The sequence below is a fragment of the Chloroflexaceae bacterium genome (genome assembly GCA_025057155.1).
GTDB lineage: Bacteria > Chloroflexota > Chloroflexia > Chloroflexales > Chloroflexaceae > JACAEO01.
Window position 1 is genome coordinate 1 of record JANWYD010000016.1, and the last position, 20,460, is coordinate 20,460.

Here is a 20,460-nt window from a genome sequence, read left to right on the forward strand (position 1 = left end):
CTGGCTGGCCGCGGACGGGCAGGTGGAGGAGGCGGTGCGTCTCTACCTCGCCGCCGGTGAGGACGACGCCGCGGCCCGGCTGGTCGAGGAGCAACTCATGCGGGACCTGGACAGTGTCGCAGCAAGCGAGTCAGTGTGCACCTGGCTCGATCTCCTGCCCCGCCACCTGATCGCTCGCCGCCAGGGGCTGAGTTTGATCCAGGCTCGTCTTGCAGTCTTCAGTACGGATATTGAAGGACTGGAAAGCGCCCTGACCAACCTCGACGCCTTACTCGCCAGCGCCTACGATCCCGATCTGACGCTGCCGCGGGCCGGGGCTGCGGGCGATCTGGCGGCGCTGCGGGGTATTCTTGCCTGCTGGAAAGGCCACCCCACCGATGCCATCCATGAGTTACAGCAGGCGCTGCGCCTCCAGCCTTCACAGGATCTCGCCGTTCAGGCCCTGCTGTTTCTGGGCCTTGCTTATGTCCTGAATGGCCAGCATGAGGAAGGCTTTCGGCTGCTTCGCAGCGATCTTCCCGATGTCCGATCAATCCTGGGAAGGCGCTTTGAGTTAGCTCGGCGCACGAGTCTGTGCTGGATGCACATCATTACGGGCAACGTGGATGCACTGCTGCACGAGGCTCGCCGAATGTCCACCCTTGTCGCTGTTGAGCAACCTGGCGACTTCTGGTTCGGCTATACGGCGCATTGCCTGGCCAGGGCATATTACGAGTCAAATAACCTTTCAGAAGCCGAAGCGCATTTTAGACTGATTATAGATCGTAAATATCAGGCAGATCACCCGACCTGCCTCAACAGCATCATCGGCATGGCGCTGGTCGCCGCGGCGCGGAAGGACTTTAGCGAGGCGCAAGGTTATATCGAGGAGGCGCTGCTGTTCGCCCGCAATGTTGGCAGCCCCGCCTTGCTTCACGTGGCGTTGGGAGGCGCGGCGCGGGTAGCGCTGGCCATGGGCGATCTTGCGGCGGCCCGGCGCTACGCAGACAGGATTGGGACGGATATCTTCATGGGCCTGCGCATCTCCCTCGAGACGCCCCAACTGTCGCAGGTCCAGGTGTTGATCGCCACGGCGGATCACGACGCGCTGGCGCGTGCGGAAACGTTACTCAGCAGTTACCTGCACACCCTGGAGCAGGTTCACAACCGGCGCCTGTTGATTACGGCGCTGGCGCTGCACGCGTTGCTACGGCACGCGCAGCAGCGTCCCATCGAGGCGCTCGACATTCTTGAGAGGGCGGTGCAACTGGCCGCGCCGCAGAACCTGGTGCGCGCGCTGGTCGATCTTGGCCCGGCCATCGAACCGTTGCTGCGCGCCCTTATGCAGCGGGGCGTAGCGACAGAGTACCTGGAGCGCGTGCTGGCGGCATCTGGGGCGGAACCTGTCACCGCGCAACGGCGGCAATCCGGCCCTCCGCGGCCCGTGGAGGCGCTGACGCGCCGCGAGCGAGAGATTCTGGTTCTGCTCGCCGAACGCTGGTCGAACCAGGAGATAGCCGACCGGTTATCAGTATCGGTGAACACCGTCCGCAAACACACCAGCACGATCTACGACAAACTGGGGGTCAACAGTCGCCGCGAAGCCGTAGCCATAGGCCGGGCTCTAGGTTTGTTGCCCTAGCAGGGCGAGCGGGTCAGTCCGCTGCCCTCCCTGCTGAGGGGCAACCCCATAGGCGCAACCCTCCGGTCTTGCCTGTGGGCGCAACCCTCCGGGTTGCGCCCACAGGCAAAAACCGCTTTTCCTGCTCCCGCCTCACTACCGTCTGATGATAACGGGCATGTAAACCCGCTCGCCACCGGCAGCCGGTCCGGGCGCGGGTCGCACCGGGCCGTAGAGGCGCCTGGCGCCACTGACCTCCCGCTCCTCCAGCCAGTAGGTGAGATTGCTCGCACCCGCCCCCTGATCGGTCCAGCTATACGTAGCGCCACTGGTTGCGCTGCCACGGGCCGGGATGGGCGCGCCGGTCACCCGCACGGCGTCTTCCAGATTGCCGCTGCTGCTACGCAGAATGTGGAAGCTCTCGGCGCCAGGCTCCACTCCCGTTTCCCAGGCAACCACCACCCCGGCGGGGGTGCGGGTGGCCGTCAAGCTGCGGAGCGTCACTGCCGTCGGATCGATTACGCGCAGGGGCGCCGTCAGGATGTTGCTGGGGTAAAATGTCCAGAGATCCAACCCCTTCTTGTCACCATGCCCCCCATCTTCGCGACAAACCCCCGGCGGCAGGGCAGGGTTGCCGCCTTCTGTAAAGCCAAAGGCCCGCTGACCGCTGCGAGTGTCGTAGCCCAGCAGCGGATCGCTCGCCGGCGGGTTCGGCGGGTTGCCGAAGCCGTTGGGATTGGCCGCGTTACCCGGACAGAGGGGGCCATTCTCGGCCTGGCCGATCAGGACGCCGGAGGGGGTGCGATAGCCCCGGTCATCGTAGAACGCGCCGAAGCAGCCGCCGTTCCAGGGCGGGCAGGCGCCGTTGGGCGGGTTGGTCAACTCGAGGATCGGCCCGCCGTCAATGTTGTTCTCTACGTCCACGAAGGGAAAGTGAATCTCGCCGCCCAGCATCACGGCTCGCGCCTGGAAATCGCCGACCGGGAACAACTGGCCGGCGTTATCCCGCCCGTCCCAGGGGATGGTTACCGCGATTGGCGTCTGCGCCGGAGAAAAGGCGTTATCCTGTCCCGCCCAGGCGGTGCCTGTCGGGGCGCCGGCGGACGCGACACCGCGGAAGGCGCGGTTCTGGGGATTGTTCGGGTCAAAGTTCACCCCATCACGGCTGATGATCAGTTGATAGTTGCCGGGCTGGGAGGCAGTGAAGCTGAAGGTCCCACCCTCGCCGATGCCGGTGGTATTCCCACCCCTTGGACCGGTAAAGCTCAGATTGCCGATGAGCGGAGGGACCGGGGTTAATGGAATGCCCAGGACCGTCAGCACCTCCGGATCGGGCAGGTTGGCGAAAATGGGATACCGCGGCGCCGACAGGCTCACTTCGCCGTCGCCTTGCAACTGGATCAACCCGTTCTGATCATCGAAGGAGGCGGTGGGGTCAGCCAGCAGGGCGCGGTAGAGCGGCCGCGGAGGCTGGCCGGGAACATTGATCTGAAAGCCGAGTTGATTGGCGTAGAAGAGAAAGCCAAACGGATCGCCTCGGGAGCTGACCCGGTAAATGAACCCGGAGTCGGTTACCACATAGGCCGTGGCGGCAATCGGGCGGCCGTTCCCGCCAGTGATGGCAGCGAAGTAATAGGCGAAGAGCCGGCCAGGACGCTCGACGCCTCCGGCGTCACGCACCGTCACGTCCCAGGCCGTCACACTGGTGCGCTGAAGCGGGCCAAAATCGTCGGCGGTGGGATTATCAAGCCCGCCGCTGACAACGGGCACCTCGGTACTGCTAGGTCCCGACGGGCCGATGAAGGCCACGAAGTAGATCCCCGTGACCGGCGCGTTATACACGCAGGGGGTGTACCCGCCAGGGTTGGGCAGCGGGCCGGCCAGCTCCTGGGCGCGGTTTTCGATCCGGCCCACATTCGGGCCCCCTCCTGTCGCTGCGCGATAGGCGTTACAGCTAAAGCCATTCGTAAAGGCGCCCGGCTGCGGCGGAACGGCCGGTCCGGCCAGGGCGGGAAGCGCTTCCTGACCGATCAACCCGGTCACAATGCCAGGGTTGTAGACCAGAATGTCACCGAGGTTTGGCTCACCGCTAACATTGATCGCGCTTGATCCGAGCAGGATCTGCTCGCCTTGCCGGGCGTAGAGGCGCAGCAGAGTGCGCCGGGCGAGGATTACGGGCGAATCGCCGCCGCCGTAGGTGCGCGCCGTCCATTCGAGATGGGCGCGAAAGCGTCCAGGCACCGGTTCGGGATAGAGGGTGCGGCTTCCTTCGCCGCGAGCGATCGAGGCGATGAGCACGGGCACAAGAACCAGGATCAGGCCAACGAATAATCCGGCGCGCCGTAGCGCGTTGCTCTGGAACAATCGGCGCATAACCTCCTCCTGCCCCGCTGGGGGGCGCAGGCACGTTGCGAGCAACGCAAAGCAAGCTGCCTGGCCACGCTTCTGCGAAAAAACAGCCAGCTTGCCTGCCTGCGCCGCTCTTGCCAGGCACGCTCATTCCAACAACTACTCGCTGGAGATTGCGTATACCGCGGGCCGAACGATCCGGATCGCGGAGGGCTGCAGCCTCCAAAGATTTCACTACAGATGAGGTGACGGCGCCGGACCCGGATACGTCACACCCCGAGAGAGTGGGGCATCAGCGCTAATAGCGCAAAATCAGGGCGATCCGACCGTGCTGAGGAAGGGAGCCATCGTCAACGAACACCACACGACCACCCTTCTCAAGCACCTTGACGATCACCGCGTCCACGGCGTCATCGAGCGCCTCGGGGCCGCTGGTCTGGTCGGGATTGAGGATAATGTTGCCGGCAAGATCAGAGGGATCAATCAGGGCCGGCTCGTGGTAGCCCTCTTCAACCACGAGGGTCGCGCCGCGCCCTTCGTGGGCGAAGCGCCAGACCTCGCCGATGGTGGAGGCCGAGCGCTGCGCGCCAACAGCGGCGTTCAACTCGTCGAAGATCGCCAGGCGGCGCGCGCCAAGGCTTTCGCGAACCGGTGGCCAGATCATTTTGCCCAGGTCGTGGGCCGAGGTGGCATCGTAGTTGCCCGTCAGGGTGGCGATGATCTGATTGGCATGGCTGGTCACTTCACGAAAAAAAGCGATGTTGCGATCAACGCCGGCCAGAGCAAGGGGCAGCGGATCTCGGGCCATGAACGTTCCCAGAGCATGATCCACATTGCGAAAGAAGTTCCGGCTGTATTCATCGCGCAGTAGTGAGTAGTTGATTGCCACATCCTTAGGACCGGGCCGCCCGCTGCTCAGATTGGGGTTGCTCATCGGGAAGGGCGTGCCGGGACGCAACTCCTCGAGGTCGTCGCGCACGGCCTCGAAGAGGCGGGTCTGCTGCTCAGAGAGAGCCAGCACCCAGTAGCGCGGCGAGCGATTGAAGGCGTAGATCAAGTCGCGAACGAAGAACGTATCATCCACCACGACACGCTCAGGCAGCGTGAAGGGCAGACGGAACATCTTCGTCATCTCGGCGTTCACAAAGATCGCCATGCCATCGAGGTTGTGCTCGTGGTCAATATCTGCGGTCGCCTGTTCGAGCAGGCGCAGCACCGACGCCACCTCGCGCTTGCCCAGTTCGCCGGTGAGCCGGTTGGTCGCCTCAGCAACCAGGTTCTTGAGGCGGATCGGGTCCTGGCGATTATCGGGCGAGGTGCGATGGGTAGGCAGAGTGATAGTAAGGCACGGATACTCGCGAACAGCAGCGAGATCAACAATGTCCTGGCGGTTCATTGGAAATGTTCCTTGTGGCTAGACGAACGGGCGAGTCACCCGGCTGCGCGCCGGTCCGACGCTCACCATTATACGCCTATACCGCCAGCGCGAGCGAACGGCGCCGTAGCGTTTCCGGGTAGGGTTCCGAAGCATCGGGTGACGCAACAGTTCGCTGCCCATAGATCATTGCCAGAGCCTCCGCTCGCGAGCGCACCCCCAGTTTGCTAAGTTTGCTATAGATGTTTCGGAGGTGAAATTTTACGGTTGATGAACTGATCTGCAAGCGCCGGGCAATGTCATTGTTGGAGATGCCCTGGAGCAGCAGGCTCAAGACGGCCTGTTCACGCTCCGACAACTCCTCCTGATCGAGATCGTTTTCATTTTGCCCGACAATAGCCAGTGCGGCGATGTCGGGGTCAATCGTCAACAGGCCGCCAGCGGCGCTCCTGATGGCCTGTACCAGGTCGAAGGCGTCAATCTGCTTCAGCAAGTACCCAACGATGCCGAGTTGCAGCCCGTGACGCAGCAGCGTCTCATCTACCCGGTCAACGAGAACAATGACGCTCACCTTCGGATACTGCTGGCGCATCTGTGCAATAAGGCTAAGCGCGCCAGGCAAGGCGCCGTCGAGCAATACCAGATCAGGACGCAGGCGCTCACAGAGTGTCAGCACATCGGCGCTGCGGCTTGCTTCACCGACGATCTCGAAGTCGGGAAAGGTAGAACAGATCTGCCGGATGCCGGCCCGGAAAATCGCCTGTGCGTCGGCGCTGATCAGTCGAATCATCCCTTTCTGTCCCATCATCGTTACCCTTGGCATTCCGTTATCGGCGGAAGTCGCTCCACCCCGGCCAGAGGTCTCCCGCTCCTCCAAACGGCTGCGATGCGGTGCAATCCAGGCCGACATGACTATCGCTGTGCAGACCACACTGTGCAGCGGCTTGAGCCGGGGAACTTACGCTTCCGTCCCCTCGTTATAGTGACGGTGCATAACCCTCCGGGAGGACCTTACTTCAACCTGAACCGCATTTTGAGGATCGTGGGATAGTTGTGCGATTAGACTGCGTTTTAGTGTAACACTCCGGCTGCGCTGCGGCGTCACACAAAAAGGAGTAATTTCCTTCGCCGCCGGCCATCCACGCACAATGTGACCCGGCGGCGATGGTCTATGCTGTTACTGACCGTTTGCTCGCCGGTGTCTTCTACCGGCTTCCCCAGATCTACTTCATTTCATGTGATGCGACGCGCAGGGTCTGGTGCTACCCTTACAGAGAGCGCCGCTGGTTCGAATAGTGAAATGATGCGCACATGACCCTTTCCGGCCACGGTCCGAAGATGTACACCATCCACGTGCGAGGACATGTTGAGCCGCACTGGGAAACGGAACTGCGCATGCAGATCGCTTACCAGCATACCGACGACGGCGAGATCAGCCTGCTTAGGGGCCGCCTGCCCGATCAGGCGGCGCTGCTTGGCATTCTCGGCTGGCTGGCTATGTGGGGTTATGAAATCCTTGGCTTTGTGATGTCTTCCCCACCGGCTGCCCCCCCAGGGGAAGCTCTTTCAGACAACCATCCCGATAGGCAAGTATAGAGTTTTCCGCTGTTTCCCGCAGAAGGGGCGGCAGCAGTCCAGAGCGCCGGGGCACCTGGGCGCGGCGCAGGCCTCGGCTACGATTCTGGCCTTCCTGATTGCCGGGGCCCTGGGCACGTTTCTGAGCTGGCGGTACGCCTTCGGCCTGCTGGTGATCCTGGCGGCGGCGATCTTTGGGCTGAGTTTCCGGCTGAAACCGGTGCCGGCGCTGGCGATTATCCCTGCCGGCAAACTGCCCCATTACAAGCCCGAGGAGATCTCGGTGGAGACGACCGAGGAAATGGCGACCGTCGCGAAGCCGAAGCGGGCGCCCTGGTGATACCGAAGACTGCCGATGGGCAAGGGGCGGGGAAACCTGGTTTCCCCGCTAACCCAATTGAAGGGCGGAGAGAAAGGAGAGCCTGGATGAGTTCAGTGAGCGACGGCGCGCGCCGGTATGCGTGCGAGCCGGCCAACGCCGAGCGCTTTCTGGAGGAACTGTTCGGTTTCTGACGGTCTGCACGCCCCGAACGAGAGTTACCGCGTCGAGATGTTTCAGCGAGGCATCGAGACGGCGATCGTATACCTGGAGGAACTGGCGCGTCTGGAGCGCCGGGCATAGCGGCGAGGAAGGAGATGCCAACCATGAGCGAGGCTCCGGTGCAGGTGATCGTGGCGGCCTTCAGTGACCAGACCAGCGCCCGCGCGATGATGGACGACCTCAAGCAGGGGCGCAAGGAAGGGCTGATCGGGATCATTGACGCGGCGGTGGTAGTCAAAGACGAGAACGGCAAACTCAAGGTCATCGACTCGAAGCGGCGCAGCCGGCGCACCACCGGCCTGATCACTGGCGGGGTCGTGGGCGGCCTCGTGGGCCTGCTGGCCGGCCCGGTGGGCTGGGCGGCCCTGGGCGGCGGTGCGGTGGGCATGCTGGCGGGCCGCCTGGCGGGCCTGCCGACCAGACGCGCCATGGAGGGCATCGGCGAGGCGCTGACGCCGGGATCGTCGGCAATTGTGGCGGTGATCGAGCACAAGTGGATTCCGCAGATCGAGGAGGCGCTGGTCGAGGCCGGGGCGTCGGTGCTGCGCAGCGCCATCGCCGCCGACATCCGCGCGCAACTGGAGGCCGGCGGCAACGTGCTCTACACCGCCATGGCCGGGGAGTCTGGCGAGGGCCTTGCCCGAGTGGCCGAAGGCCCGGAGGGTGTGCGCGTCACCGGCGTGATCGCCGGCGAGGAGGGCATTTTCATCGGCGACGCCCAGTTCACCGACGAGGAGCCGGAAGCCGAAGGCGGCGAGACGACCGGGGAAAAATCGTAGGCACGCAAGGCGTGGCTCCGGGTACGTTCCCGTCCTGCACCGACCCGTCCCCCTCCCTGACCCTCCCCCGCCGGGAGAGGGAATCGGGCGTCTCCCCCTCTGGAGGGAGGCTGGGAGGTGCGTGTTCAAAGTTGGGGCAACCCCGCAGACCTGGGAGCGAGGGCGTCCCGCCCTCGTCAGGATTCGAGGGCAAGATGCCCTCGCTCCCAGGAGAAGTGTGAACAGTTACGGTGGGAGGGAGGCGGAACCCGGCCAACGGCAACCTGCCCGAGAACCGTAGTCTCAGGAGCGTTTCCGGGGGGCTTCGCCCTGCCAGATCCTCCCATCAGGCGGGGCGTGGGGAAACCTGGTTTCTCCATTGCACTTCAAAGGAGCAGCATACCCGTCATGAACGACAGCCTGAAAGCCGAACTCGAAGAGCGCTTCCTGCGCTATGTGCGCATTGACACCACCAGCGACCCCGCCTCCTTCACCTCACCCAGCACGAACCGGCAATTCGACCTGCTCAATCTCCTGGTGGAAGAGTTGCGGGCGATTGGCGCCCGGGACGTGCGCCTGACCGACTACGGAGCGGTGCTGGCGACCATTCCGGCCACGACAACGGTCGCCGATCCGCCCACCATCGCCTTCCTGGCCCACGTGGACACCGCGCCGGCCTTTAATGGCGCGGGCGTCAAGCCGGTGGTGCACCGGGCCTACGACGGCAGTGACATCCGCTTCCCCGATAACCCGGACCTGGTGCTCTCACCCAGAGACTACCCCTACCTGGCGGGCAAGATTGGCGAGGACATCGTCACCGCCAGCGGCACGACCCTGCTGGGCGCCGACGATAAGGCCGGCGTGGCGATTGTGATGGTTATGGCGCGCCACCTGCTCGAAAACTCCTCCATTCCCCACGGCCCCATCCGCGTCTGCTTCACCCCCGATGAAGAGATCGGGCGCGGGGTGCATCCCAACCTGCCGGGGGATCTGCAGGCCGACGTGGCCTACACCCTCGACGGCGCGCACCTGGGCGAAGTGGTCTACGAGACCTTCTCGGCCGACGCGGCCCGCGTGCGGGTTCAGGGCGTGCCGATCCACCCTGGCTGGGCTAAGGGCAAACTGGTCAACGCCCTGCATCTGGCGGCCAGAATCGTTGACATGCTTCCCAAGACGCGCCTCACTCCAGAGACCACCGAAGGGCGCGAGGGCTTTCTGTTTGTCAGCGATTTGCACGGAAACGCGGCCGAGGCGACCATTGAGGTGGCGCTGCGCGATTTTGAACTGGACGGCCTGCGGGCCCATGGCGAGCTGCTGCAAAAGATCTGCGCCGTCGTCCAGGTCTCTGAGCCGCGGGCGAAGATCACCTGCACCATCACCCCGAGCTACCGCAACATGCGCTACTGGCTCGAAAAGGACATGCGCCCGGTCGAACTGGCCCGGGAGGCCTGCCGGCAGGTGGGGGTGGAGCCGTTCTCGGTCCCGGTGCGGGGCGGCACCGACGGCTCGCGCCTGACCGAGATGGGTGTGCCGACGCCCAATCTCTTCACCGGCATGCAGGAGATTCACGGGCCGCTGGAATGGGTCAGCCTCCAGGACATGGCGCGGGCGACCGAGATGGTTATCAAGCTGGCGGAGCTGTGGTCAGCGCAGCCCAGGGCCCTGCCCGGCGCGACGCGGGCCGAACCAGCGGACTGGGTGGGCTAAACCTCCCCGCGCCAGGGTGGCGCTGCCACCCGTTTTCCCCGCGGGCAGGGGCACGGGGAAACCAGGTTTCCCGATCCTCCTCCTACCTGGAAGTGGGACGCCGCTCCTCACCCGCCCCCGCCTCCCGCTCCACCTGCTATGGAGCGGGGGGGCAGGGGGAGGGTGTGGACCACGAATGTTTGCCTCGGGGGCAAGGCCCCAACAAGGAGAATCCACATGGCAGGAGAAGCCGCGGCGGCCCCGCAGTAGTAATAGACCGTATCTTTATATTACCTTACCCACCCTATGATCACGCAAACCAACCCCGTCGCACAGCCGCTGGAGGCAGGGGAACAGGCCGGCGCCGGGCTTGATCCGCTGCGCTGGCGGATCCTCGCCGCCTGCTGCGTGGTGGTCTTCGCCAAACTCTCCGAGCCGCACCTGTGGGTGATCGGCCCCGACGTCCCTGCCAGAGCATTTGGCCAGGGCGGCGAAGTCTACCGCATCCTGGCCAGTGTGGGCACGGTCATTTTTATTTCGTTCCAGCTCATCGGCGGCGTGCTGGGGGATCTCTTCGGGCGCCGCAGGATCTTTCTGATCGGGGCCATCGGTGTGACAGCGAGCAACATCCTGTTGCTGCTGGTATGGAACCTGCCCTCGCTGGTGATCGTGCGAGGACTGGCGGGGATCTTTGGGGCCCTGGTCTTTCCCATCTCCCTGGGAATGGTCCGCATCGTCTTCAGCGGTCCGGAGCGCAAGACCGCGCTGCTGATCATGTCGTTCGTCAGCGGTCTGGGAACCCTGACGAGCCTGGCGGCCATTCCCATCGAGCACTTTTTCGGCTGGCGCTGGGCTCTGATCATTCCGATCCTCTTCGGGCTGATCGGCATCAATTTGAGCTGGCGTTACATCCCGGAGAGTCTGGCCCAGGGCGGCTTCCGGCGTCTGGAAGCGATTGTCGCCGCCGCGTGGACGCTCGTGGCACTGGCCTTGCTCTTCGGGCTCGTGGCGGCTCAGACCTACCGGGCCTGGCGCAACCCGGTCAGCGTTACCGGGATCGCGGTCGGCTTCCTGACGACCATCGGGCTGGTCTTCTGGTCGCGGTACCGGCGCGAGCCTGGCCTGCTCGTGGCCCTGCGCCGCATCCCCCATTACTACTTCACCCTGACGCTGTTGCTGACGGCCGTGCTTAGTTTCGCGCTGTCCGGGTACACGGTGCGGATGTACCAGTACTTCTTCACGGTCAAGGAGTTTTCGGCGCTGGTCGCCGGGCTCGCGCTTTCACCCATTCTCCTGGGGAACATCTTCACCCTGCGCTGGGTTAACCGTTTCACTATCAGACAGCCCTACTACGTCGCCGTAGGAACCGGGCTGGCAACCATGGGCGTGGCGATGATCCTTTCGGCGCTGGCCCGCCCGAATACGCCGTACCTGTTCCTGGCGCCGGTCATGGTGCTGTTCGGTCTGGGCTTCCTTATTGCTTCGACGAGCTGGACCACCTTCTTCTTCTCGGCGCTGCCGGGCGATCTGACTGGTGTAACCGCGGGCATCAACCGGGCGGCGGGGCTGGTGGGCGGAGCGCTGTCCGGCGTGGTGCTCAACGCCGTGATCGTCCAGCAGGGACTTGCCGATTTCACCCAGCGTCTCCAGGCGCTGGGCGCCAGCGAGGAACAGATCGCGCAGGCCAAAAAGGTCCTCGATGTCCTGCTGCAAAGCAGCATCCCGGTGGAAGAACTGGCCCAGCACCCCCAGGCGCTGATCCTTATGGGCCTGCTCAACGCCTACCGCGAGTCCTACAGCGTGGCGATCGCCGCGGCGCTCGTCGTCGGGGGAGTGGTTTGCGTGGGCAGCGGCGCGATCGCCTGGGTATGGCTGCGGCTGGCGCCGCGCCGCCTGATCGAGGCGCTGCCGGAACGGCGCCGGTAGAGGCGATGTTCTGGTCCTGGTGGTGTGACCCTCCGGGTTGCCATAACCCTACGACCGGCGCGCAAAAAACCGGTGAACCATCTCAGTGTGCAGGGGAAAGGCCAGTTCAGTGGGCGCGGTGATGATCACCCGCGCCTCGGCTTCGCGGTTGGGCACGAACGACGGCAACTCCGCCCCGTCCAGATGGGGACCGAGGCCGAACACCAGCAGATAGCCGTCGTTGGTGGAACGAGCGCCGAAGTCGGTGATCAGCTCAGGGGCTACAATTACGCCCGCTTCCTCGCGCAACTCTCGCGCCGCGGCCTGCTGCCAGCTTTCGTGCATCTCCACAAAGCCGCCGGGGAGGGCTAGCTGGCCCTGCCGGGGGGCGGCGGCGCGACGGATCACCAGCAACCCGTCGTCAACCGGCACCAATACCAGCGCAACCGGCAAGGGGTTGCGATAGGTCGTGCTGCCGCAGTGGCCGCAGACCCGCGGCCAGCGCTGGCCTTCCTGAAACGGACGTCCGCAAAACGAGCAATAGGTGTGCTGGCGATACATGCGCAGAGCTCCAGGTCACAGCCGGCGGGCGAATACGTTGGTGCATTATACGGCATTCTGTCGCAGTCTGGCGCGGAGAGGCGCGCAGGATAGGGTTCACATCTACCGAACACCTGCGCACCGCAGAGGGCGCGAAGAGTTTTGAAAAGCCTGTCCTCTGCACGCTCTGCGGCACATCGGTACAGGCGCGCGCGCAGTCTTGTGGTATCGTACCAGAGAAGGATCTGCCATCGGCGGTTCGTTGCAAGGCCATCGTGCAACCGGGCGATGCAGATGCACGTCGTATCGCCGATACTGAGCGGCGGAGCGCGCGCCGCGATGGCGGCGCCCTCCCTGACCTGCTCTTCGTGGCCCGTGTTCATCGCAGGAGTTGACAGGTATGACACTCGGGGAAAGCCCCCGCAGACGAACACGCAATCGCCGGCGCGCGATGTGGATGATTGGCGGCGGCGCGCTGGTTCTGGCGCTCATCGCTGGCGCCCTGTTCGGCCTGAGGCCGCGCGGCCAGGCGCCAGGCGCGCTGCCGGAGGGCTGGCAGCGGGCTACGGTGGTAACCGGCCCTATCGCCGCCAGCGTCAGCGCCACGGGCAATGTTGAACCGGCCGCCGAGGCGCAGGTGCGTTTCGAGGTCAACGGCACCGTCCGTGAGATCCTCGTCCGTCCAGGCGACCGGGTGGAGCAGGGGCAGCCGCTGGCCCGGGTTGATCTGACCGACTTGCAGTTGCAGGTCGAACGCGCCCAGGCCGATCTGCGGCAGGCCCAGGCTGACCTGGAAGCCCTGCTGGCCGGGGCGAGCGAACAGGAGATCGCCGAGGCCCGCGCTCGTGTCGCCCAGGCCCGCAGCCAGCTTGCCCAGACCCAGAGCAGCGTCACTCAGGCCGACATTGACGCCGCGCGAGCCGAACTGGAGAGCGCCAGGGCGCGCCTGGCGCGCCTCGAAGCCGGCCCCGCCGCCGATGAGGTGAGCAGCGCCAACCAGCGCGTGCAGAATGCCCAGACGGCTCTGGAACAGGCCCGTGTGAGCCTTTCGGCGGCCAAGGAGCGCGCCCGGATCGACCTGGAGACCCGCGCCAACGCCCTGCGCAACGCTCAGGACGAGTACAGCCGGATCTACTGGGAGAACCGCGAACTGGAAAAGCTCCCCGGCGAACTGCCGCGCGAGCGCGTGGATCGCGAGACCGCCGCCCGGCGGGCCGTCGCCGACGCCGAGGCCGCCCTGGAGGCGGCGCGGATTGCCTACGAACAGGCTCGCGCCGACGAGATCAGCGTCCTTGCCGCCCGCGAGGCCGATCTGACCAGCGCCCTCGACGCCCGCGACAGGCTGCTCGCCGGCGCCAGGCCCGAAGAGCTGGCCAGCGCCCGCGCCGAGGTGCAGCGGGCCCAGGCGCGCCTCGACCAGCTCACCGGCGCCAACCGCGCCAGCAGCCTGGCAGCCCAGCAGGCCAATGTCACCATTGCCCAGGCCGCTCTCGACCGCCTGCTGGCCGATCCGTCCATCAGCGCCCTCACGGCCCGCGAGGCCGCCGTTGCGCGCGCCGAGGTGGCCCTGCGCCAGGCCCGACGCAACCTGGAGCTTGGCACGCTGACAGCGCCCTTCGCCGCCAGCGTGGGCCGCGTCGAGATGCGCGTGGGCGAGCCGGCTGGCGCCACGGCCTTCATCGCCCTGGTAGACGTGAGCAGTTACCACATCGATGTGCCGGTTGATGAACTCGACATCGCCCAGGTAGAGGTCGGCCAGCGCGCCGAGATCCGCCTCGACGCCTTGCCCGGGCAGACAATCGGCGGGAACGTGACCACCATCGCTCCGCAGGCGACCCGCAGCGAGACCGGCACCACCAGCTACACGGTGACGGTGACGCTCGACGGCGGCAACCCGGACGTTCGCCCTGGCATGACCGCAGTGGTTGAGATCATTACCGCTGAGAAAGACAACGCCCTGCTCGTTCCACGGCGGGCGCTGCGGGTGGAGGGCGGGCGCAGCTACGTCTACGTGCCTGACCCTTCGCTGCGCCCCCAGCCGGCCCCGCCCGGCCAGCCGGCCCCGCCGCCCGGCGCGCGCCGCGAGGTGGACATCGGCCTTAGCAACAGCGAATTCGTTGAGATCCTCAGCGGCCTCGAAGCCGGCGACGAAGTGCTGGTGCCGGACGTGGTCAGTACGTTTATTCCGACCGGGCGACCGAACAGGTAAGACATCGCGCGAGGCTAAGGCGCCGGTGAAACCAGGCCTGACGCAAGAACCATGACAGAACTGATCGTCGTCAAAAACCTGACCAAAGTATACCGTATGGGCAACGTCGAGGTCCACGCGCTTCGTGGGATCACCCTGAGCATCCGCGAGGGCGAGTTCGTGGCAATTATGGGGCCGTCGGGCAGCGGTAAATCCACCCTGATGAACATCATTGGCTGCCTGGACCAGCCCACCAGCGGCGAATACTACCTCGACGGCATCAACGTCGCGGAACTTGACGACGATCAGTTGGCCGAGATCCGCAATCAGAAGATTGGCTTCGTCTTTCAGCAGTATATGCTCCTCCCTCGCACAACCGCCCTGCGCAATGTCGAACTGCCGATGCTCTACGGCAGCAAGGGCGGCAATCGCCACGAGCGGGCGCGGGCGGCCCTGGCCGCAGTGGGTATGCTTGATCGCCTGCACCACAAGCCCAACGAACTCTCAGGCGGCCAGCAGCAGCGGGTGGCCATTGCCCGCGCGCTGGTCAACGAGCCGCGCATCATCCTGGCCGACGAGCCTACCGGCGCCCTCGACACCCGCACCGGCGAGGAAATTATGGGCATTTTTCAGAGGCTCAATCGCGAACAGCGCATCACAGTAATCATCGTCACTCACGAACACGACGTCGCTCACCACGCCGAGCGGATCATCAGCGTGCGCGACGGACTCATCGCCGGCGACGAGCCGGTGCAGGAGCGGATCATCGCCGGTGCAGCCACCGCCGTAGAGTCCACTCCAGCGGATTGATCGGGGAACCACGATGTATCTCATCGAGTCCTTCCGCGTCGCCCTGCGGGCGCTGGCCAACAATAAGCTCCGTTCAGCTCTGACGATGCTCGGCATCGTCATCGGCGTCGGCGCCGTCATCGGCATGCTGGCCCTGGGCAATGGCTTTCAGCGGTTCCTGAATGACCAGTTCGCCCAGCTCGGCGCAGGCAATTTCTACGTCGCGCCTTTCGTTGACAGCAACCGGGTGGAAGCGATTACCGCCGCGCGCCTGAGCGCCGCCGATGCCGAGGCGATTATGGCCCCGGGCCGGGCGCCGGCAGTGGTGCAGGTGGCCATCGAGTTCAGCAGCGAGGCCCAGGCCAGCGCCGGCCAGCGCCGCGGCCGCTACAATGTGCGCGCCGTAAACACCGCCTGGTTCGAGGTCACCCCGCAGGACCTCGCCGCCGGACGGCTCTTTACCGCCGACGAGGACCGCGAGCGCGCCCGCGTGGCGGTGATCGGGAAACTGGTGGCCGAATACCTCTATGGCGACACGGGCAGCGCGGTCGGCCGGCGTCTGGCCCTTAACGGGGTCGGCTTCGAGGTCATCGGCGTGCTGGCTACCGAACCAGGCTCGGTTTCGGTTGGCGCTGACCCGGCCGAGGCGGTCTTTGTTCCCTACAGCACCGGCGTCACCCGGCTCTACCGCAACCAGGTAAGCGATCGCGTCAACGTCTCGATTATGACCGTGCGGGCGCGCAGTGTGGCCGAGATTAACGAGGCCATTCGCCAGGTGACCATGATCCTGCGCGAGCAGCACCGGCTCACCTACCAGGATAACGACTTTACCATCATTAACCCGGAGCAGATCGCCGCGCAGCTCAACGTGGTGGTGGGCGGCTTCAACACCTTCCTCGGCATTGTCGCCGGCATTTCGTTGCTGGTCGGCGGCATCGGGATCATGAATATAATGCTGGTCAGCGTCACCGAGCGCACCCGCGAAATCGGGCTGCGGAAGGCGGTGGGCGCAAAGCGCCGGGATATTTTGCTCCAGTTCCTGATCGAAGCCCTCACCCTCTGTCTGATCGGCGGCGCGGCGGGAATCCTGCTGGGCTTTGGCCTGTCACTGCTGGGCACTTTCATCCTGGTTAACCTGTTCGAGGCCGAGGGCGCCGTGGCGCGCGTCTACGTGAGCAACATCGCCCTCGCCACCGGCATCGCCGCCGCCGTCGGGGTGATCTTTGGCTTTTTTCCAGCTCTCCAGGCCTCGCGGCTCAATCCAATCGAGGCCCTGCGGACGGAGTAGGGGCCCTTCGGGAAGAGGGAGGCGAAGCAGGGTTTTCCGGGAGGGCTACGCCTTCCCGGACCCGCCCGGCCGGCAGGAGTACGGGGAAACCCGGTTTCCCCTGGCCGTTCCAACCGACGGCGGGACCGCTCCTCACCCTCCCCCGCCTCGCTGCGCTCGGCGCCCCTCCCTCTCCACCTATGGTGGAGAGAGAGGGGGCTGGGGGAGGGTGAAAACCAAAACCTCAGGATAAACTATGTCTCTCTCTGAAGCCTTTCGCGTGGCCTGGGAGGCCATGTCCAGCAATAAGTTGCGTTCCCTGCTGACGATGCTCGGCATCATCATTGGCGTGGGCGCGGTAGTGGGGATGCTGGCCATCGGCGATGGCTACTCGCGCTGGGTAGACGCCGAGTTCGAGCGCCTGGGTCTGGGCACATTTTATGTCAACCCAAGGGTGGACAGCCCCAACCCCGATGAGCCGCTGGAACCCCGCCTCACCGCCGCCGATGCCGAGGCGATCATGGCGCCGGGGCGCGCGCCTGCCGTGGAGTTCGTGGTGGTGGAACTGAGCCGCAGCGGCGTCGTGAGCGCGGGGGGCGAACGCTACCTCTTCGGCGTCAAAGGCGTGACGCCGACCTATTTTGCCGTAGGCGCGCAGGAACTGGGCGACGGGCGCTGGTTCGACGCCCAGGAAGAGCATACCGCCGCTCGCGTGGCGGTAATTGGGAAGACCGTGGCCGAGACGCTCTTCGGAGGCATCGAAGGCGCCGTGGGTCGCCGCATCACCGTCAATGGCGTGCAGTTCGAGGTGGTCGGCGTCTCTACTACCAGGCAGAGCCAGGCTGCGGGCGCTGTGGGCCGCTTCGGCGACCCGGGTGAGCAGGTCTATCTGCCCTACAGCACCGCTCGCAACCGCCTCTTCCGCAATGACGTCACCGCGCGCGTGGACGTCTCAACGATGACGGTCAAGGCCCGCGATCCGCTGAATGTGGACGAGGCCATCCGCCAGGTGACAATGGTGCTGCGCGAGGAGCACCGCCTGACCTATCAGCCCAACGACTTCTCGATCACCAACCCGGCCCAGCTCGCCAACCAGTTCCGCGCGGTACAGGTGGGCTTCAGCGCCTTTCTGGGCACCATCGGCGGCATCTCGCTGCTGGTGGGAGGCATCGGGATCATGAACATCATGCTGGTGAGCGTGACGCAACGCACGCGCGAGATCGGGCTGCGAAAGGCGGTGGGGGCAAAGCGCCGCGACATCCTGCTGCAATTCCTAATCGAAGCCATCACCCTCTGCCTCTTCGGCGGCTTGCTCGGCATCGGGCTGGGCTATCTGCTCTCGCTCCTCGGCAATGTGTTCCTGGCCAGCCTGTCACCCGACGGCGGGCTGCGCACGAATGTCTCGCTCTTCGCTGTGGTGCTGGCCACGTCAATCGCGGCGGGGGTCGGCCTGTTCTTCGGCCTCTTTCCGGCCATGCGCGCGGCGCGTCTCGACCCCATCCGCGCGCTGCGTAACGAGTGACCGGCCGGAGGAAAAGGCAGATAGGCCGACCGTCCTCCCATCTCACCTTTGACCTGACGCAACGGCGCAAAGGCCTGGCCCGACTACCACCTTGCGCCTTCGCGCCGTTGCGTCAAACTTGCTCAGCAATGCGCTAGGGCACCCCCGGTCCTGTCACAATGAAGGCCCCGACGCCGGTGATGTCGCTGCGTTCGCCGTGGGCGACAAGACTGTAGAAGCCCGGCCTCAGCGCCCCCGTGCCGAAGACAATGCGGATGCGGCCCGCGCTATCGGCGGTGGTGGTGATGTCAAGGGGCACGACATCCGTCTCAGTGTTCAACCAGGTTACGATCTCTTCGCCGGGCAAGAAGAAATCTCCGGTGAACACATGCGCGGTGCCGGGCGGTCCCCGGTCGGGCGACACGCTGAGATTGAAGACTCCCCCGGTCCCTTCGCCTTGATTGCGAATGACCTCCACCTGCACCAGGCCGGTGCGGCAGAGGCCGGCAGGGCACTGGAAGGTTGCGTACAGGGGGATGCGGTCGCCTACTGGCGCGTCGCGGCGCACGAAGAAGTTGATCCGCCCGGTGCGCGTCGTGCCCGCCGCGACGTTGTTGACCCGCACCGTTACGCGCGTATCGTCAAAGCTGATCTGCTCATCCCCGGGCTCAAGCGCGGTTTCGGTAAAGATCGTCAGGCGCGAAGAGTAGGAGAGGTTAAGCAGGGTTGATGGGGCGCTAACTTGATCCACATTGCTCAGGCGAAACTCCACCGACAGAATGCTCCCCCGTTGCACCTGCAGAAGGGGAACCGGGCGCAGGGCGAGCTGTACATTGGCTGACCCGCGCCTGATCACCGGGAGAAACACCACCTGTCCCAGACCCTGCTGGGGAAGTACGGTGTCGCCCGTCGGCTCCGCGGTTGGCCCTTCCCGGGCCACGGCAGGGAGCGTTCCCAGCAGCGCGGCCAGCAGCGCGACGAGGAGGGCGATGCGGCCGATGCTTCCATTTCGATCATCTGCACGATTCATGGCTTAACTCCGGGGCTACGGCGATCTGCGGCCCTACCGCGGACATCGAGAGCTAGAGCAGGACCTTGCCTTCCCGAATGGCCAGACTACGACGACCGCCTCGGCTCGGCGATGACCACCAGGCGCTGGGTAAAGTCAACCACCGCGCCCCCGCTTACGATCTGGTCGCCAGTGCACGCGATGAGCGTCACCATTTCGCGGCCTCGCGGAAAGAGAAACTCGGTCCGTTCGGGAGCGACGCGCATCTGTTGCGTCACCACATACTCGTGGCGCCGCCCGGAGGCATCGTACAACACCACCTGCGCGCCCACGCTCACCTCGCGCAGACGCGCAAACGGCGCCGGGATGTGCGGTCGCGCCAGGAACGGCAGCACGTGCCCCCACAGGACGATATTCTCGCCCTCGCCGGGCGCGGCGCTCCCGCTGAACCAGCCGACATCATGATCGGGAACCACAAATGCGCCCGTTTCATCGGCGCCCGCCGGCACGGTGGCGACCTCCAACCCGATCGCCGGGATGGCCAGGCGCACCGGCAGGCTGCGGGAGGCCGCGGGCGCGGGGGCCGGTTCCAGGGTGGGCGCAAGGGCCGCCAGCGCAGCGCCTGGCGGGTCAATGGCTACCGGCGCAGCTTCACGGCCCAGCAAGCCGCGCAGCACCAGCCCCTCGGCGATCTCCGGATGCAGCTCGAAGCGAGCGCGTTCGAACCACTGCACCACGTAGGCGCGCCCATCGGACAGTTGCTCCGTGCGGGGCGGCGTCAGCGGCAGGCCGTACAGCGCCAGGCTTTCGCCTTCGGTCAACGCGCCATCGCCGTCGAGATCGGCGCCACCGCCCAGCCAGGCCGCGAGGAACTCCCCACAGACGCTGAACCCGGTTTCAGCGAAGACGCGGCACTCGCCGATCATCGCCGTACTGGCGACCGTTCGCGTCGTGGCGTGGCGCGCCAGAGCCTCGGCCCCCACCCGACCAATCAGGGCGTCGTAGGGAAAGGGCAGGTCGGGATGCAACTCGATGCGCGCCCGCTCGAACCATTGCACCATCAGCGCGCGACCTTCGATCACCTCCGCTTGCAGCCCGGTGATGGGAAAACCGAACACCATCAACCCGCCGCCACGTTCCCAGACTTCGCGGATGCGGCCACCAATGCAGTAACCGGTCTCGAGGAAGCACGCGGTCGCCATAGCCTGGGGGAGCGGGGCGGCTCCCCCGACGCTTACCGCAAGCCACCACGTCACCAGGGCCACCAGCGGCGACAATGCGCTCGGTGACAGGGCTCGTTTCACACGTATCATGACGCGACCACTGGGCAAGCGGTCACAGGAAGAGGCAAGTAAAGCGCTCCGCCACTCCAACCTG

Annotated in this window: 17 protein-coding genes; 11 read left to right on the top strand and 6 right to left on the bottom strand. The window is 65.3% G+C overall.

Annotated elements, in window-relative coordinates:
* The coding region (locus NZU74_14695; protein ID MCS6882581.1) for a LuxR C-terminal-related transcriptional regulator at window positions 1-1,621 on the top strand (1,621 nt) is incomplete at its 5' end.
* Window positions 1,622-1,756: 135 nt separating this feature from the next.
* Here NZU74_14695 and NZU74_14700 read toward each other — a convergent pair.
* From NZU74_14700 to NZU74_14710, 3 genes are all read right to left on the bottom strand, one after another.
* On the bottom strand, window positions 1,757-3,973 hold the full coding sequence (locus NZU74_14700; GenBank protein ID MCS6882582.1) for a hypothetical protein: 2,217 nt from the start codon (window positions 3,971-3,973) through the stop codon (window positions 1,757-1,759).
* 274 nt (window positions 3,974-4,247) lie between these two features.
* Window positions 4,248-5,345, bottom strand: coding sequence for a hypothetical protein (locus NZU74_14705; protein ID MCS6882583.1), 1,098 nt, complete (start codon window positions 5,343-5,345; stop codon window positions 4,248-4,250).
* 76 nt (window positions 5,346-5,421) lie between these two features.
* Entirely contained in the window at window positions 5,422-6,114 is a 693-nt protein-coding gene (locus NZU74_14710; protein ID MCS6882584.1) for a response regulator transcription factor, read from the bottom strand.
* Between the two features lie 521 nt (window positions 6,115-6,635).
* Between NZU74_14710 and NZU74_14715 the strand changes: the two genes are divergently transcribed.
* The 6 genes from NZU74_14715 to NZU74_14740 all read left to right on the top strand — a co-directional run bounded on the left by NZU74_14715 (window position 6,636) and on the right by NZU74_14740 (window position 11,810).
* Window positions 6,636-6,920 (top strand): hypothetical protein, encoded by a 285-nt coding sequence (locus NZU74_14715; GenBank protein MCS6882585.1) that lies wholly within the window; start codon window positions 6,636-6,638, stop codon window positions 6,918-6,920.
* 151 nt (window positions 6,921-7,071) lie between these two features.
* Window positions 7,072-7,239 carry a hypothetical protein gene (locus NZU74_14720; protein MCS6882586.1) on the top strand — a complete coding sequence of 56 codons (168 nt, stop codon included), beginning with the start codon at window positions 7,072-7,074 and terminating at the stop codon, window positions 7,237-7,239.
* Window positions 7,240-7,356: 117 nt separating this feature from the next.
* On the top strand, window positions 7,357-7,521 hold the full coding sequence (locus NZU74_14725; GenBank protein MCS6882587.1) for a hypothetical protein: 165 nt from the start codon (window positions 7,357-7,359) through the stop codon (window positions 7,519-7,521).
* Window positions 7,522-7,544: 23 nt separating this feature from the next.
* Entirely contained in the window at window positions 7,545-8,219 is a 675-nt protein-coding gene (locus tag NZU74_14730) for a DUF1269 domain-containing protein (GenBank protein ID MCS6882588.1), read from the top strand.
* A gap of 387 nt (window positions 8,220-8,606) precedes the next feature.
* The gene (gene pepT, locus NZU74_14735) at window positions 8,607-9,905 is read left to right on the top strand and encodes a peptidase T (GenBank protein MCS6882589.1); all 1,299 of its coding nucleotides are present in this window, start codon (window positions 8,607-8,609) and stop codon (window positions 9,903-9,905) included.
* 285 nt (window positions 9,906-10,190) lie between these two features.
* Window positions 10,191-11,810 (top strand): MFS transporter, encoded by a 1,620-nt coding sequence (locus NZU74_14740; protein ID MCS6882590.1) that lies wholly within the window; start codon window positions 10,191-10,193, stop codon window positions 11,808-11,810.
* Between the two features lie 48 nt (window positions 11,811-11,858).
* Here the strand turns inward: NZU74_14740 and NZU74_14745 are convergent, their stop codons facing one another.
* Entirely contained in the window at window positions 11,859-12,350 is a 492-nt protein-coding gene (locus tag NZU74_14745; protein MCS6882591.1) for an NUDIX domain-containing protein, read from the bottom strand.
* A 379-nt stretch (window positions 12,351-12,729) separates the two neighbouring features.
* Here NZU74_14745 and NZU74_14750 point away from each other — a divergent pair, with 379 nt between their 5' ends.
* The 4 genes from NZU74_14750 to NZU74_14765 all read left to right on the top strand — a co-directional run bounded on the left by NZU74_14750 (window position 12,730) and on the right by NZU74_14765 (window position 18,095).
* Window positions 12,730-14,538 (top strand): efflux RND transporter periplasmic adaptor subunit, encoded by a 1,809-nt coding sequence (locus NZU74_14750; GenBank protein MCS6882592.1) that lies wholly within the window; start codon window positions 12,730-12,732, stop codon window positions 14,536-14,538.
* A gap of 60 nt (window positions 14,539-14,598) precedes the next feature.
* A complete protein-coding gene (locus NZU74_14755) occupies window positions 14,599-15,327 on the top strand; it encodes an ABC transporter ATP-binding protein (GenBank protein ID MCS6882593.1) in 729 nt (242 codons plus the stop codon).
* Between the two features lie 13 nt (window positions 15,328-15,340).
* A complete protein-coding gene (locus NZU74_14760; protein ID MCS6882594.1) occupies window positions 15,341-16,594 on the top strand; it encodes an ABC transporter permease in 1,254 nt (417 codons plus the stop codon).
* Between the two features lie 235 nt (window positions 16,595-16,829).
* Window positions 16,830-18,095 carry an ABC transporter permease gene (locus tag NZU74_14765; GenBank protein ID MCS6882595.1) on the top strand — a complete coding sequence of 422 codons (1,266 nt, stop codon included), beginning with the start codon at window positions 16,830-16,832 and terminating at the stop codon, window positions 18,093-18,095.
* 133 nt (window positions 18,096-18,228) lie between these two features.
* Here the strand turns inward: NZU74_14765 and NZU74_14770 are convergent, their stop codons facing one another.
* Entirely contained in the window at window positions 18,229-19,104 is an 876-nt protein-coding gene (locus NZU74_14770; GenBank protein ID MCS6882596.1) for a hypothetical protein, read from the bottom strand.
* An 86-nt stretch (window positions 19,105-19,190) separates the two neighbouring features.
* The gene (locus tag NZU74_14775; GenBank protein MCS6882597.1) at window positions 19,191-20,387 is read right to left on the bottom strand and encodes a class F sortase; all 1,197 of its coding nucleotides are present in this window, start codon (window positions 20,385-20,387) and stop codon (window positions 19,191-19,193) included.
* Window positions 20,388-20,460: the final 73 nt, after the last annotated feature.

What these genes read in the sequence shown, in the direction of transcription:
- NZU74_14700 (MCS6882582.1), bottom strand. Translation starts at nt 3,973, where the DNA reads ATGCGCCGATTGTTCCAGAGCAACGCGCTACGGCGCGCCGGATTATTC.
- NZU74_14705 (MCS6882583.1), bottom strand. Translation starts at nt 5,345, where the DNA reads ATGAACCGCCAGGACATTGTTGATCTCGCTGCTGTTCGCGAGTATCCG.
- NZU74_14710 (MCS6882584.1), bottom strand. Translation starts at nt 6,114, where the DNA reads ATGATTCGACTGATCAGCGCCGACGCACAGGCGATTTTCCGGGCCGGC.
- NZU74_14715 (MCS6882585.1), top strand. Translation starts at nt 6,636, where the DNA reads ATGACCCTTTCCGGCCACGGTCCGAAGATGTACACCATCCACGTGCGA.
- NZU74_14725 (MCS6882587.1), top strand. Translation starts at nt 7,357, where the DNA reads ATGCGTGCGAGCCGGCCAACGCCGAGCGCTTTCTGGAGGAACTGTTCG.
- NZU74_14730 (MCS6882588.1), top strand. Translation starts at nt 7,545, where the DNA reads ATGAGCGAGGCTCCGGTGCAGGTGATCGTGGCGGCCTTCAGTGACCAG.
- pepT (MCS6882589.1), top strand. Translation starts at nt 8,607, where the DNA reads ATGAACGACAGCCTGAAAGCCGAACTCGAAGAGCGCTTCCTGCGCTAT.
- NZU74_14740 (MCS6882590.1), top strand. Translation starts at nt 10,191, where the DNA reads ATGATCACGCAAACCAACCCCGTCGCACAGCCGCTGGAGGCAGGGGAA.
- NZU74_14745 (MCS6882591.1), bottom strand. Translation starts at nt 12,350, where the DNA reads ATGTATCGCCAGCACACCTATTGCTCGTTTTGCGGACGTCCGTTTCAG.
- NZU74_14750 (MCS6882592.1), top strand. Translation starts at nt 12,730, where the DNA reads ATGACACTCGGGGAAAGCCCCCGCAGACGAACACGCAATCGCCGGCGC.
- NZU74_14760 (MCS6882594.1), top strand. Translation starts at nt 15,341, where the DNA reads ATGTATCTCATCGAGTCCTTCCGCGTCGCCCTGCGGGCGCTGGCCAAC.
- NZU74_14765 (MCS6882595.1), top strand. Translation starts at nt 16,830, where the DNA reads ATGTCTCTCTCTGAAGCCTTTCGCGTGGCCTGGGAGGCCATGTCCAGC.
- NZU74_14770 (MCS6882596.1), bottom strand. Translation starts at nt 19,104, where the DNA reads ATGAATCGTGCAGATGATCGAAATGGAAGCATCGGCCGCATCGCCCTC.